The organism is Fluviicoccus sp. (genome assembly GCF_030646115.1).
Lineage (GTDB): Bacteria > Pseudomonadota > Gammaproteobacteria > Pseudomonadales > Moraxellaceae > Fluviicoccus.
Genome location: NZ_JAUSMX010000019.1, coordinates 159,590 through 174,164 on the forward strand (window position 1 = coordinate 159,590; position 14,575 = coordinate 174,164).

At 59.0% G+C, this 14,575-nt stretch carries 13 protein-coding genes and 1 pseudogene; 13 read left to right on the forward strand and 1 reads right to left on the reverse strand.

The features are described 5' to 3' along the window. Positions 1-30 precede the first annotated feature (30 nt). A complete protein-coding gene (locus Q7T36_RS14720; protein ID WP_304850208.1) occupies positions 31-546 on the reverse strand; it encodes a hypothetical protein in 516 nt (171 codons plus the stop codon). On the opposite strand from Q7T36_RS14720, the gene aroQ reads away from it, so the two are divergent. From aroQ to Q7T36_RS14780, 13 genes and pseudogenes are all read left to right on the forward strand, one after another. Next, entirely contained in the window at positions 523-966 is a 444-nt protein-coding gene (aroQ, locus tag Q7T36_RS14725; RefSeq protein WP_304850211.1) for a type II 3-dehydroquinate dehydratase, read from the forward strand. The genes Q7T36_RS14720 and aroQ overlap by 24 nt on opposite strands. A gap of 22 nt (positions 967-988) precedes the next feature. Further along, complete coding sequence (gene accB / locus Q7T36_RS14730; protein WP_304850214.1) at positions 989-1,450, forward strand: acetyl-CoA carboxylase biotin carboxyl carrier protein; 462 nt, start codon at positions 989-991, stop codon at positions 1,448-1,450. Between the two features lie 15 nt (positions 1,451-1,465). Next, positions 1,466-2,809 (forward strand): acetyl-CoA carboxylase biotin carboxylase subunit, encoded by a 1,344-nt coding sequence (accC, locus tag Q7T36_RS14735; protein WP_304850217.1) that lies wholly within the window; start codon positions 1,466-1,468, stop codon positions 2,807-2,809. A 57-nt stretch (positions 2,810-2,866) separates the two neighbouring features. Continuing rightward, entirely contained in the window at positions 2,867-3,754 is an 888-nt protein-coding gene (prmA, locus tag Q7T36_RS14740) for a 50S ribosomal protein L11 methyltransferase (protein WP_304850220.1), read from the forward strand. Between the two features lie 37 nt (positions 3,755-3,791). Next, positions 3,792-3,902 (forward strand): annotated as a pseudogene (locus Q7T36_RS18020) (MJ0042-type zinc finger domain-containing protein); the annotation flags it as partial. A gap of 138 nt (positions 3,903-4,040) precedes the next feature. After that, positions 4,041-5,159, forward strand: a complete 1,119-nt coding sequence (locus Q7T36_RS14745) for a DUF3426 domain-containing protein (protein WP_304850223.1) — start codon at positions 4,041-4,043, stop codon at positions 5,157-5,159. A 151-nt stretch (positions 5,160-5,310) separates the two neighbouring features. Beyond that, on the forward strand, positions 5,311-6,306 hold the full coding sequence (gene dusB / locus Q7T36_RS14750; RefSeq protein WP_304850226.1) for a tRNA dihydrouridine synthase DusB: 996 nt from the start codon (positions 5,311-5,313) through the stop codon (positions 6,304-6,306). Positions 6,307-6,319: 13 nt separating this feature from the next. Next, positions 6,320-6,592: a DNA-binding transcriptional regulator Fis gene (fis, locus tag Q7T36_RS14755; protein ID WP_130415365.1), complete on the forward strand. Its 273-nt coding sequence runs from the start codon at positions 6,320-6,322 to the stop codon at positions 6,590-6,592. Between the two features lie 96 nt (positions 6,593-6,688). Further along, positions 6,689-8,263, forward strand: a complete 1,575-nt coding sequence (gene purH / locus Q7T36_RS14760) for a bifunctional phosphoribosylaminoimidazolecarboxamide formyltransferase/IMP cyclohydrolase (RefSeq protein WP_304850235.1) — start codon at positions 6,689-6,691, stop codon at positions 8,261-8,263. A gap of 176 nt (positions 8,264-8,439) precedes the next feature. Further along, positions 8,440-9,741 (forward strand): phosphoribosylamine--glycine ligase, encoded by a 1,302-nt coding sequence (purD, locus tag Q7T36_RS14765; protein ID WP_304850238.1) that lies wholly within the window; start codon positions 8,440-8,442, stop codon positions 9,739-9,741. A 127-nt stretch (positions 9,742-9,868) separates the two neighbouring features. Next, positions 9,869-10,480 (forward strand): Uma2 family endonuclease, encoded by a 612-nt coding sequence (locus Q7T36_RS14770; protein WP_304850241.1) that lies wholly within the window; start codon positions 9,869-9,871, stop codon positions 10,478-10,480. A gap of 116 nt (positions 10,481-10,596) precedes the next feature. Beyond that, positions 10,597-11,688 carry a hypothetical protein gene (locus tag Q7T36_RS14775; protein WP_304850244.1) on the forward strand — a complete coding sequence of 364 codons (1,092 nt, stop codon included), beginning with the start codon at positions 10,597-10,599 and terminating at the stop codon, positions 11,686-11,688. A gap of 548 nt (positions 11,689-12,236) precedes the next feature. Next, the gene (locus Q7T36_RS14780; protein ID WP_304850246.1) at positions 12,237-14,498 is read left to right on the forward strand and encodes an NADP-dependent malic enzyme; all 2,262 of its coding nucleotides are present in this window, start codon (positions 12,237-12,239) and stop codon (positions 14,496-14,498) included. Positions 14,499-14,575 lie beyond the last annotated feature (77 nt).

Here is a 14,575-nt window from a genome sequence, read left to right on the forward strand (position 1 = left end):
AAGTTTAACATGGGAATAAGAAGGACGCGGTCATCCCTGCAACAGCATCCACACCCGCATACCCGCCACGGCCAACGACGCCAGGAGCAGCAAGTAAACCAGCCCCCAGACTCGACTTAACGCCGCTGCCGGCACGCTCCGCGCCGGATGCCGGACAAGTATCCCGATGGCCGCCAGCACACAAGCCGCCGCCAAGGCGCTTCCGCCCAGCAGTAACAGTTGATTGTGAAAAATATCGCCCGCCACGCCCGAGTAATCAATGGTCATCGGTGGCAGCGCCATATCTTGTGACAGGCTCTCCTCCGCACCGGCGACGGCGGGCGATATTAAAAACAGTCCTTGCCAAAAGCGGCCAAAAAGCATCTTCATACCCGACAAACCCCTCAAAACATTGATCGCATTCATTGCCATGCAGCACCAGTTTAGGTATCTTGCGGCAAAAACCGGCAAAGTATTGCTAAATTTCGTTATCTTTCGCCCATAAGGCGGAAGATTGCCACCATCCATCACCACGGATTGACTATGGCCCGGATTCTGCTGCTGCACGGCCCCAACCTGAACCTGCTCGGTACGCGCGAGCCGGGTATCTACGGCGCCGCAACCCTCAAGGATATCAATGCCCGCCTCAGCATCCATGCGGTGCAGGACGGCCACGACCTCGACACCCTGCAAAGCAACCACGAAGGCGTGCTGGTGGACCGCATCCAGGCGGCCGGGCAGGACGGCACCTCGTTCATCATCATCAATCCGGCGGCGTTTACGCACACTTCGGTGGCCATCCGTGATGCCTTGCTGGCGGTGAAGATCCCGTTTGTGGAAGTGCACCTGTCCAATGTGCATGCCCGTGAAGCCTTCCGCCACCATTCCTATTTTTCCGATGTCGCCGTAGGCGTCATTTGCGGCCTGGGCGCGCGGGGCTACGATTACGCCCTGCAGTTCGCCGTTCAACATCTGGCACAACCTTGAGCTTGTTTGGGGGAGAACCCGTATGGATTTGCGCAAAATCAAGAAACTGATCGATCTCGTTCAGGAATCCGACATTGACGAACTGGAGATATCCGAGGGCGAAGAGTCGGTTCGTATCTGCCGCCACCGGACGGTCTACCAGACCGCACCCGTCGCTGCCCCCGCACCGGTTTATGCACCAGCGGCGGCCTCCGTCCCGGTTGAGTCGCACAAGAGCACGGCGCCGGCGGCTGTAGAACCGGCCACCCACGGGTACATCCAGCGCTCACCCATGGTTGGCACCTACTACAGCGCCTCCTCGCCCAATGCCACGGTCTTTGTCGACGTCGGCCAGACCGTCAAGGTCGGCGATACCGTCTGCATCATTGAAGCCATGAAAATGATGAACCAGGTCCAGGCCGAAAAAAGCGGCGTGATCGAATCCATTCTGGTTGAAAACGGCCAGGTGGTGGAATTCGACCAGCCGCTGTTCACCATCGTTTAAGCAGCCGGGGGCAGCATGCTCGAAAAAGTCCTGATCGCCAATCGCGGCGAGATCGCCCTGCGGGTGCTGCGCGCCTGCAAGGAACTCGGCATCCGCACCGTGGCCGTCTACTCCAAGGCCGACCGCGACCTGCTGCACGTGCGGCTCGCTGATGAGGCGCTGTGCATCGGCCCGGCATCCTCACGGGAAAGCTACCTGAATATTCCCTCCATCATTGCCGCCGCCGAAGCGACGCAGGCTCAGGCCATTCATCCCGGCTATGGCTTCCTCGCGGAAAACGCGGATTTTGCCGAAGCCGTCGAGGAGTCCGGATTCATCTTCATCGGGCCGCGCGCTGACACCATCCGCCAGATGGGCAACAAGGTTGCAGCCATCGAGGCGATGAAAGCCGCCGGAGTGCCGACTGTCCCCGGTTCCGATGGCGCCGTGACCAGTGAAAATGCCGAAGCCATGGCGGCGCGCATCGGCCTGCCGGTCATCATCAAGGCGGCAGCCGGCGGCGGCGGTCGCGGCATGCGCGTCGTCAATGACGCCGCCGCCGTGCTGGACTCGCTGGCCGTAACCCAGGCCGAAGCCAAGGCCGCCTTTGGCGACGACACGGTCTACATGGAAAAATTCCTGCAGAAACCCCGTCACGTTGAAGTACAGGTCATTGGCGACGGCGCTGGCAAGGCGGTTCACCTCGGCGATCGCGACTGCTCACTGCAACGCCGCCACCAGAAAGTCGTGGAAGAAGCTCCGGCCCCCGGTATTCCGGAAGAGGCCCGGCAAGCGGTGCTGAATTCCTGCGTGCGCGCCTGCGAACTGATGCGTTATCGCGGCGCGGGCACCTTTGAATTCCTCTATGAAGACGGTCGCTTCTACTTCATTGAAATGAATACCCGCGTGCAGGTGGAACACCCGGTTTCGGAAATGGTGACCGGCATCGACATCATCAAGGAACAGCTGCGGATTGCCTCCGGTCTGGGCCTGTCCTGTACTCAGGACGATATCGTCATTCGCGGTCACGCCATCGAATGCCGCATCAATGCCGAAGACCCGAAGACCTTCCTGCCCTGCCCCGGAAAGATCGAATATTTCCACGCCCCCGGCGGCCCCGGCATCCGCATGGACTCCCATATTTATGCCGGTTATACCGTGCCGCCCCACTACGACTCGCTGATCGGCAAGCTGATCGCCTACGGACCCACCCGCGCCATTGCCCTGCAACGCATGCGCAATGCCCTGGATGAAATCGTGGTGGACGGGATCCGCAGCAACATCCCCCTGCACCGCGAACAAATCCTCAAGGACGCCGCCTTCAACGAAGGCGCGGTGGATATCCATTATCTCGAAAAGAAACTCGGGATGAGTCACTGAAAACGCTGCCCGGGGCCGGCCGATGACACCGGCGGCCCCCTTCACCCGGAAGACACCATGCCCTGGCTGCAACTGAAGATTGAAACCAACAAGGCGGATGCTGAGCGCATTGAGGAAATACTGGAGTCGGTCGGCGCTGGCGCCGTGATGCTGGAAGATGCCGCCGACCAGCCGCTGTTCGAGCCTCCGCTGGGCACCACGCCGCTGTGGGACGCCACCCGGGTGGTGGCGCTGTTCACTCCCGACTCGGAAATGGACGCCATCCTTGAATTCGTACAAAGTGAGCTGGGGCAACCGTTGCCGCCCCATCGCGTTGAAATTCTGGAAGACCAGGTCTGGGAACGCGCCTGGATGGACCACTACCACCCGATGTGCTTTGGCGACCGGCTGTGGGTGGTTCCCAGCTGGACACCACCGCCGCGCCCGGACGCCATCAACCTGCTGCTGGACCCCGGCCTGGCGTTCGGCACCGGCACCCATGCCACCACCGCCCTGTGCATGGAGTGGCTGGACGGCCTCGACCTCAAAGACAAAACCGTGATTGACTATGGATGCGGCTCCGGTATTCTGGCCGTAGCGGCCTTGTTGCTGGGCGCCCGTCAGGCTTGGTGCGTCGACATCGACCCCCAGGCGCTGCAAGCCACGCGTGACAACGCCGAACGCAACGGTGTCGGCGCACGCATCAGCACCTTCTTCCCCGACGAGATGCCAGCCGTGGAAGCCGATGTTGTTGTTGCCAATATTCTCGCCGGACCACTGGCCGAACTGGCCCCGGTACTGGCACAATTGTGCGTTGCCGGTGGCGATCTGGCCGTTTCCGGCATTATTGTGCCGCAGGTGGAAGACCTGCAGAAAGCCTACGCGTCCTGGTTCAGCCTTGACACCTTGCAGACAAAAGAAGAAAACTGGTGCCGGCTGTCAGGCAAACGACTGGAAAACACCTGAGCGGCATGCCAACCGGAAGCCTGGAGCTTGAGGGAAGATGAGCGAAACCAAACAGACACGCTGCCCGTTCTGCAACAGCGTTTTCAATATTACCGACGCACAACTGGCCGCCCGGGGTGGACATGTGCGTTGTGGTTCCTGCTTGCAAGTCTTCCGGGCCGACCAGAATCTGGTCAGCGGACTTCCCGTAACTCCGACGGGGACACCCCCTTCAGCACCGGCTCCAGCTCAAGCACCCCAGCCCGCATCAATGCCTGACGCCGGCGGCACGGGTTCGACTCCCGTAGTGTCCCGTACCCAGAGCTCTGCCCCGGCGGCGGGTGACCAGCCGATCGGCCAGCGCAAGAAAAAGAAACTGGAAGACGAGTCCTGGGCCTTCAACCTCATCAGCGATGAAGGCGAAGTCATTAATCCGGAAGCTTCCCCTGCGCACCCTCAACCCAAGCCTCCGGCAACCCCCGAGCCTCCCCCTGCACCGGCTCCGAAAGCCAAGAAGCCGATGTTTGATGATGAACTCAGCGACATGCTGCACGAGGCTTGGCAGGAAGAACCTTCCAAGTCCGGTCATCAGCTGAAGGGACCCGGCGAGGTCGAAAAAATCAAGGCCGCCGCTGACGACAGTTGGGCGCAGGCCTTGCTTTCCGAAATTGCCGAAGAGGAAAAGAAAGAGCAGTCCAAGAATTACAGCATGGAGGTGCTCCCCCCCTCCAAGACTGGCGGCAAGGAAACCGCACGAAAGACTCCTCCGGCATCACCGAAGGCTGCTGAACCGGCCCGACAGAAACATGCGGACACCTCCCGCGACAAACCCGCCGGTAATTCTGACGACGACCTGCTCAACTTCCTTAACAGCAACAGCGCACCGACGTTGTCGCAGAGCACCGCCACGCTACCGGTCGAGGTTCGCCACCAGCGCCACCTATCCGTCAACTGGGGCTATTACCTGACGTGGTCATTCCTGTGCATGCTGGCGCTGGCCGCGCTGACAGCGCAGTATGTCTACTTCAACTTCGAAAAACTGTCGGTTTCCGCCAGTACCCGTCCGCGGATGATCGAACTGTGCGACACCCTTAAATGTAAGGTTCCGGAACCGCCCGACATTGGCTTGCTGGCCATTCAGAAATTGGTCGTGCGCAAGCATCCCGAAGTCAGCCATGCCTTGATTGTGAACACCATCCTGTTCAACAAGGCCGTCTTCACGCAGCCATTGCCGAACCTGAAACTGGTTTTGACCAACAAGAAAGGGGAAGTCGTCGCCGGACGCATGTTTACCCCCGGCGAATACCTTTCCATGGATTACTCCAATTTGCGCCGAATTCCCCCGCAAACCCCGATTCACATCGAACTGGCGCTGGCAAACCCTAACGTGTCCTTCACCAGCTACAGGATGCAGCCCGTGTTCTAGATCATAAACTGAGCCCCTGAACAACCCGCAACCGGCTGTTCAGGGGCGACCTCACTGACCGCATCGCAATAAAGCTCAAAAAACACTCTCCCTTCTGCGGTCTTTGAGGTATGATGCGCGCCGCTTTCTCCGGCCTGACCATCACCCATCCATGCTCTCCCCCATCGCCATCGGCCCGTACCGGATCGACCCGATTGCCCTCGCCCCCATGGCGGGCGTGACCGATCGCCCGTTCCGGAAAATCTGCCGCGATCTGGGAGCCGGTTACACGGTATCGGAAATGGTCACGTCGGACGCACGCCTGTGGAACACCGCCAAGTCCAGCTTCCGCCTGAACCATGACGGTGAGCCGGGGCCGCGTTCGGTGCAGATCCTGGGCTATGACCCGGCGATGATGGCCGAAGCCGCACGCCTGAATGTGGAGCGTGGCGCGCAGATCATCGATATCAACATGGGTTGCCCGGCCAAGAAAGTCTGCAACCGGCTGGCCGGTTCGGCTTTGATGCAGGATGAAGCACTGGTCGCCGACATACTGAATGCGGTGGTCAAGGCCGTGGACGTGCCGGTGACGCTGAAAACACGCACTGGTTGGAACCGCGACAACCGCAACGGCGTCAACATTGCGCGCATTGCCGAAGATGCCGGCATCCGCATGCTGGTGATCCATGGCCGCACCCGCGCGGACAAGTACGAGGGTGATGCTGAATACGACACCGTAGCCGCCATCAAGCAGGCCGTGGGCATTCCGGTATTGGCAAACGGCGACATAAACTCGCCGGAAAAAGCGTTAACGGTGCTGCAACAAACGGGCTGTGATGGTATTATGCTGGGCCGCGCCGCACACGGTCGGCCGTGGATTTTTCGTGAAATTCGCCATTTCCTGAGTACCCGCATACTGCTGTCACCCCCGGACCTTTCCGATCAAATTCAAGTCAGCCTGAACCATGTGGCCGCCTTGCATGATTTTTATGGAGAGGAGCTGGGTGTCCGCTTTGCCCGCAAACATATTGGCTGGTATGCGCAGTACTGGGAACATGGTCGCGACTTTGTCCGCCGGTTTCACGCACTGACGACCGGCGAGGCGCAACGCGCCGCCGTGCAGACTTTCCAGGCGTCCTGCCTGGAAGGTTTTCCCGTTATCTCGTAGTAGTAGGGTCATTATGAGCAGTTTGAAGTCTTCGATTCCCGTTCCCCAGACCGATGCCGCCCTGCGCGTGCATGTCGAGCGCGCCATGCGTCACTATTTCGGCCAACTCAACGGTGAAAAGCCGTGTGAAGTCTACGAACTGGTGCTGGCCGAAGTGGAGCGTCCGCTGTTGTCGGTGGTGCTTGAATACACCCGTGGCAACCAGACCAAGGCAGCCCAGATTCTGGGTCTGAACCGTGGCACCTTGCGCAAGAAGATGAAAACCCACGGCTTTATCTCTGACTGATTTCCGGTCACTTTTTCAGGGCAATTCGGCTAGAATTGCCCTTTTCTTTTTCTGAGCCTTTCACTCACTTTCTTTAGAATTTCTTCGGGAATCGCCATGCAAGTCACTCGTGCGTTGCTGTCCGTGTCCGACAAGACCGGCATTGTAGAACTGGCCCGTGAACTGGCCGCCTGCGGCGTTGCGCTGCTCTCCACCGGCGGCACCTACAAACTGATCAAGGACAACGGCATTGCCGTGCAGGAAGTGGCCGAGTACACCGGCTTCCCGGAAATGATGGACGGTCGCGTCAAGACACTGCATCCCAAGATTCACGGCGGCATCCTCGGCCGTCGCGGACAGGATGACGGCGTGATGGAACAGCACGGCATCGGCCGCATCGACCTGGTGGTGGTGAACCTCTACCCCTTCGCCGCAACCATCGCCAAGCCCGGCTGCACGCTGGAAGACGCCATCGAGAACATCGACATCGGCGGCCCGACCATGGTGCGCTCCGCCGCCAAGAACAACGCCCACGTCGGCATCGTCGTCAATGCGTCCGATTACGGTCGCGTCATTGACGAGATCAAGGGCACCGGCGGCCTGTCGCAGGCCACCCGCTTCGACCTGGCCGTGAAGGCCTTCGAACACACCGCCCAGTATGACGGCATGATCGCCAACCATCTGGGCAAGCTGGTCACCGAGCCGGCCCAGCAGTTCCCGCGCACCTTCAACCTGCAGTTCAACAAGGCACAGGACCTGCGCTACGGCGAGAACCCGCACCAGAAGGCGGCCTTCTATGTCGAATCGAACGCCAGGGAAGCCAGCGTCGCCACCTCGAAGCAGTTGCAGGGCAAGGAACTGTCGTACAACAACATTGCCGACACCGACGCCGCGCTGGAATGCGTGAAGTCCTTCGTCAAGCCCGCCTGCGTCATCGTCAAGCACGCCAATCCGTGCGGCGTGGCCGTGGTGCCGGACGCCGAAGGCGGCATCGGCAAGGCCTATGACCTGGCCTACGCCACCGACCCGGAATCCGCGTTCGGCGGCATCATCGCCTTCAACCGCGAACTGGACGCCGCCACCGCCAAGGCGATTGTCGACCGCCAGTTCGTGGAAGTGATCATCGCCCCGTCCGTCAGCGCCGAAGCCCTGGCCATCACCGCCGCCAAGCAGAACGTGCGCGTGCTGACCTGCGGCGCCCTGCCCGCTCCGGCCGAGCGCATTGCCGGTCTGGACTACAAGCGCGTCAACGGCGGCCTGCTGGTGCAGGATGCCGATCTGGGCATGATTGGTGAAAGCGACCTGAAGATCGTCACCAAGCGCGCCCCGACCGAAGCCGAGATCCATGACCTGATCTTTGCGTGGAAAGTGGCCAAGTACGTGAAGTCTAATGCCATTGTCTACGCCAAGAACCGCCAAACTATCGGCATTGGCGCCGGCCAGATGAGCCGCGTCAATTCCGCCCGCATCGCCGCCATCAAGGCGGAGCATGCCGGACTGCCGGTGCAGGGTGCGGTAATGGCCTCCGACGCCTTCTTCCCGTTCCGCGACGGCATGGATAACGCCGCCAAGGTCGGCATCAGCTGCGTCATCCAGCCGGGCGGTTCCATGCGCGATGCGGAAGTGATTGCCGCGGCGGATGAGCATGGCATGGCGATGGTGTTCACGGGAATGCGGCATTTCCGGCATTGATGCAATAACTCCCTCTCCCCTTGTGGGAGAGGGCCGGGGAGAGGGGTGCGGAAAGCGGCCCGAACACAGGCCAGCTCCTTAGCCACCGCTGTACCCCTCTCCCTAACCCTCTCCCTCAGGGGGAGAGGGGACTCTCTTTGTGACTTAAGAATTCATAAATTTTGGGGACATCTCCCATGAAAATCCTGATCCTCGGTTCCGGCGGCCGCGAACACGCCCTCGCCTGGAAGTGCGCACAAGACCCGCGCATCGACACCGTCTTCGTTGCCCCCGGCAATGCCGGTTCTGCCACCGAAGCCAAGTGCCAAAACGTGGTGCTCGACATCCTCGACAACACCGCCCTGATTCAGTTCGTGCAGGTGCAGGGCATCGACCTGACGCTGGTGGGCCCGGAAGCCCCGCTGGTGAACGGCGTGGTCGATGCCTTCCGCGCCGCCAACCTGAAGATCTGGGGCCCCACGCAATATGCTGCACAACTGGAAGGCTCCAAGGCTTTCGCCAAGGATTTCCTGGCGCGCCGGGGCATCCCCACCGCCTGGTACAACGTCTTCACCGATACCGACGCCGCCCTCGCCTATGTGCGCGAGAAAGGCGCGCCGATCGTGATCAAGGCTGACGGTCTGGCAGCGGGCAAGGGCGTGATCGTGGCGATGTCCTTGGAAGAGGCCGAGGCCGCGATCATCGACATGCTGTCAGGCAACAAGTTCGGTTCCGCCGGCGCGCGCGTGGTGGTGGAAGAATTCCTGGACGGCGAAGAAGCGAGCTTCATCGTCATGGTCGACAGCGTCAACGCGCTGGCCATGGCCACCAGTCAGGACCACAAGCGTATCGGCGACGGCGACACCGGCCCCAACACCGGCGGCATGGGCGCGTACTCCCCCGCTCCGGTAGTGACGCCCGCCGTGCACCAGCGGGTGATGGACGAGGTGATCATGCCGACCGTGCGCGGCATGGCGGAAGAAGGTCACCCCTACACCGGTTTCCTGTATGCCGGGTTGATGATTGATGCCTCCGGCGCGCCGAAGGTGATCGAGTTCAACTGCCGTTTCGGCGATCCGGAAACCCAACCGATCATGATGCGTCTGCAAAGCTCGCTGGTGGCGTTGGTGGAAGCCGGGATTGCCGGACAACTGCCTGCGGAAGCGCAATGGGACCCGCGTCCGGCGCTGGGCGTGGTGATGGCAGCCGGGGGTTATCCGGATGATGTACGGAAAGGCGATGTGATTTCCGGCATCGACGACGCCAACAGCCCGGTGGTGAAGGTGTTCCAGGCCGGGACAGCGCTGAAGGACGGCCAGGTGGTGACCAACGGCGGGCGCGTGTTGTGCGTGACCGGGTTGGGCGCGACGGTGTCGGAAGCGCAGCGCAATGCCTATGAGGGTGTTAAGCGGATTTCGTGGGCGGATGAGTATCATCGTTCCGATATCGGCTATCGGGCGGTGGCGCGGGAACAGCAGGTGCAGCAACAGCAGCAGTAAGGCTGGGGTTGCGGGGAGGAAGGGCGGCTGAGGCTGCCCTTTTTCTTGGGTTGCGTTTGGGAAGCGGATTGGTTAGCTTGGCCTGACGAAGGACGCATCATCCGTATCCGTTTTCACGAGGTTATTCATGGTTTCCACCGCCCGCCAGATCGACCCGCCTGTCAGCGAAGCCGACTATTTTGCGCTGGAACGGGACACCGATATCCGCCACGAATTGCTGGACGGTCAGGTGTTTGCGATGGTCGGTGGCAGCTTTAATCATAGCCGGATTGTCGGCAATGTGTTCCGGCGCATCGGGAACCATCTGGAAGGTAAACCCTGTGAAGTCTTTGCCGAAAGCACCAAGCTGCGTTTTCCGGAGCTGATAGGCGGTTTCAATTATGTCTATCCGGATGTGGTAGTGGACTGTTCCACGCATCTGGCGCAGGACAACATGCTGGTGACGCCGGTGCTGATTGTGGAAGTGCTGTCGCGCTCCACCCGGCGTCGTGACGAGACGGTGAAGCGGGCGGCGTACCGGCAGATTCCGACGCTGATGGAATATGTGTTGATTGAGCAGGACGCGGTGGATGTCGAGGTGATGCGGCGCGGGTCGGGGTGGTTGCCGGAGAATTATTTCATGGGCGACAGTCTGGTGCTGGAATCCATCGGGGTGACGCTGCGGGTGGAGGAGATTTACGAGCGGGTGCAGAATGCGGATGTGGAGGAGTGGGTGGGGCGAAATGAACGAGAAGCATAAACGCTTCCACCACGATTGAATCCGGCGCATTTTTAATGCGCCCTACACAGGCGTTCGGCGCTGTATGCGGACATTTACCTGCCCTACGAGAGCTTTCAATTACTAACGGAGCCGAAATGAAAATTGAAGACCTTAAAAAAGAATCATTCACCCTCGAAAAAAAACAAGCTTATAGCCTAGATCTTGCACTTATATCGCTTCGACTTGCTATCAAAGCCTATTTTTCCACATACAAAGCAAACCCAACTTATCTTGGAATCATCAATAGCAAGGCACTTCACAACACGAAAGCTGCTGACAATCACCATACGACTGATTTTTGCGAGGCATCTACAGAAACCATTTTTCACTTTCAACACTTTGCAGAACTATCCTGCAAGAAAATACTCAGAGATGTCCATCCACTTTTATGCGATGTTGCCATAAAAAAACCCTTAGTTCTCTATAAACTACTAAAGAATGAAAGTTTGACTGCAGATGAGTCGCAATCAGTAAAATCTATTGAGTTCTCTGAAACCTTAGAGAATCTTATTGTTCTCATCAACAAAAAAGCCCTTATCGACCACGACAAACTCTCTTTTATTATAGAACACAAAGAAACACTAAAAGCCCTGAATGATCTTAGAAACAGAATATCCCACCGAGGATTATTCATCATGCGATACAAAGCACTTGATATTTTCATAGGAAAATACATATTCCCATTTGTAATCGCAATGACAGACCATTGCTATCCAAACTCAACTCGCAATTATTGGTTCCCCAAGAAAACGGCCTGCAGCATTGACCCAATTCATGAAATAATTACCGAGTGCAATTTGACTGCTCCAAATCATAAAAAGATTGCCCTACTTAAGGAAATGGGTCGGGCGTCTTATGAAAACCCTCTAGAGATCGAAGCCAACACAGACAAGACCGTTGGCCTCACTTTCTCTGAGCTTTTCAATGAGCGCACTAAAAAACGCGCGGTACAAGTCGCCAATTTTGAACAAACTGAGGGAAACCGCATAAAAATAAAATGCCCAGTTTGCGGCATGCCAACATTAATCATATATAAAGAGACCCATTGTGATGACGATGACGGCACTTATTTTGACTATGCCTATGAAGCAAAATGCGAATGCTGCACTTTTAGCATCCATTATGATGTTGACATTCCAGACGAGTATGAAAAATTCGGTATTGAAAACTACTGGAATGATTTATGACTTGAAACTGTCAGAGCCAAGTCTTCTTCAAGCCCCTATGAAGAAACTCAACTGTTGACTCCCCTTGCCCACCCCCTCCCCCACCTGCTAATCTCCCATCCTTGCACCGCCGCCCGCTTCCCCGGACGGCACCGCAAGGCGGCCTCAACCCCCGCCCGGACATCGGTTACCATGCCCTTGCCCGCGCATACCACGCGAGGCAAGAGCAGCAACAAGGGCTTCCGCCAACCGGACCCTTCCGGCCCCCGGGCCGACCACCGTGTCGCGCCGGTCTCCCAAAAGGAACCGGCCCGACCGGGAAACAACCACCCTCCCCGTTTCCCGGTCTCCCCTCAACCTGTCCCCCTAAAAAGGGGACCGGTTCCGTAACCCGATTTTGTTTGCGCATGTCCATGCCACACCGTGGCGCGGAGTGCTATAGTTTTCAACCCTTTTTCGTAGCCCGTGTGCCAACACGGGACCGCCGGCATTAACCACACGACCGGCCTCCCCGCCTTCCATGCGGGCTACTTGATACAAACCGTGCCTGACACGAAGCGAGAACGACAATGGATGAGGTGTTTAAGAAAGCCGCGCTGGACTATCACGAATTTCCCAAGCCCGGCAAAATTGCAGTCACCCCCAGCAAGAACCTGATCAACCAGCGCGACCTGGCGCTGGCCTATTCCCCCGGCGTCGCTGCACCCTGCCTGGAAATTGAAAGAGACCCCAGCACCGTCTCGCGCTACACCGCGCGCGGCAACCTGGTCGCGGTGATCTCCAACGGCACCGCCGTGCTGGGCCTGGGCGACATCGGCCCGCTGGCTTCCAAGCCGGTGATGGAAGGCAAAGGCGTGCTGTTCAAGAAGTTTGCCGGTGTGGACGTGTTCGACATCGAAATTGACGAGCGTGATCCGGACAAGCTGGTGGACATCATCGCCAGCCTGGAACCTACCTTCGGCGGCATCAACCTGGAAGACATCAAGGCCCCGGAATGCTTCTACATCGAGCGCAAGCTGCGCGAGCGGATGAAGATTCCCGTTTTCCATGACGACCAGCACGGCACCTCCATCATTGTCGGCGCCGGCCTGCTTAACGCGCTGAAGATCGTTCAGAAAGACATCGCCGACATCAAGATCGTCTGCTCCGGCGCCGGTGCGGCCGCGATCACCTGTCTCGACCTGATCTGCGCCCTGGGCGCGCGCAAGGAAAACATCTACGTTGCCGACTCCAAGGGCGTGCTGCATCACGGCCGCGCCATGGACGAGAGCAAGGCGAAATACGCGCAGGAAACAGATGCCCGCACGCTGGCGGACATCATGGTCGGCGCGGACATGTTCCTCGGGCTGTCCACCGCCGGTATCGTCAGCCGCGACATGGTGAAGACCATGGCCGCCAAGCCGATCATCTTCGGCTTGTCGAACCCGACGCCGGAAATCATGCCGGAAGAAGTGAAGGCCGTGCGCGATGACGCCATTATCGCCACCGGTCGCTCCGACTACCCGAACCAGGTCAACAACGCCCTGTGCTTCCCCTACATCTTCCGCGGGGCGCTGGATGTGGGCGCCACCAACGTCAACGAAGCGATGAAGATTGCCTGCGTGCACTCCATCGCCCGAATGGCGCATGTGGAACAGACCGAATCCACCGCTTTCGGCGAAGTGACGCCGTTCGGCCCGGAATACATCATTCCCAAGGCGCTGGACCCGCGCCTGATCATGGAAATTGCGCCCGCCGTGGCCAAGGCCGCCATGGAATCGGGTGTCGCCACCCGCCCCATCGCCGATCTGGATGCCTATCGCCAGAAGCTGTCCGAATACGTCTATAACTCCGCCTTCATCATGAAGCCGGTGTTTGCCCAGGCCAAGTCGCAGCCGAAGCGCATCATCTTCTGCGAAGGTGAGGACGACCGCGTGCTGCGTGCCGTGCAAATCGTGGTGGACGAAGGTCTGGCCAAGCCGATCCTGATCGGCCGCGTACCGGTGATTGAAAGCAAGATCCAGCGTCTGGGCCTGCGCATCCGTCCCGGCATCGACTTTGTGCTGGTGAATCAGGACAACGATCCGCGCTACAAGGAATACTGGACCTATTACCATCGTTTGATGGAGCGTCGCGGTATTGGTGTCGAACTGGCCAAGCGCGAAGTGCGCCGCCGCACCACGCTGATCGGCGCGCTGCTGATGCACTTCGGTGAAGCCGACGGCATGATCTGCGGCACCTTCGGCCATTACCAGCTGCATTTGGACTATGTGTCCGAGGTGGTGGGTCTGGGTCGCAAGGCGCAGAACTTCTATGCCATGAATGCGCTGATCCTGGATGACCGCACTATCTTCATCGCAGACACCTACGTGAATCCGGATCCGACCGCGCAGCAGATTGCCGAAATGACGCTGCTGGCCGCCGAGGAAATCCGTCGCTTTGGCATGACGCCAAAGGTGGCGTTGCTGTCGCACTCCAGCTTTGGCACCAGCAACACCGCCAGCGCCCAGAAAATGCGCGACGCCTACGCCATCCTCAGCGCCAACGCGCCGGAACTGGAAGTGGACGGTGAAATGCATGGTGATGCGGCGCTGGATGAAAGTGTCCGCACCGCGACGTTCCCCAACTCGCGCCTGAAGGGTAACGCCAACCTGCTGATCATGCCGACACTGGATGCCGCCAACATCGCCTTCAACCTGTTGAAGACGTCGAACGGCAACGGTGTCACGATTGGTCCGATCCTGCTGGGCGCCAACAAGCCTGTGCACATCCTCACCTCGTCGGCCACCACACGACGCATCGTCAACATGACAGCGCTGACCGTGGCGGAAGCCATCGCCAACCAAAACTAAGCTTCCGGTTTGTGAGTCTCAGCAGAGGGCGGCGAAAGTCGCCCTTTTGCTTTCTGCGGCATCCTCCCGTCTGTTAA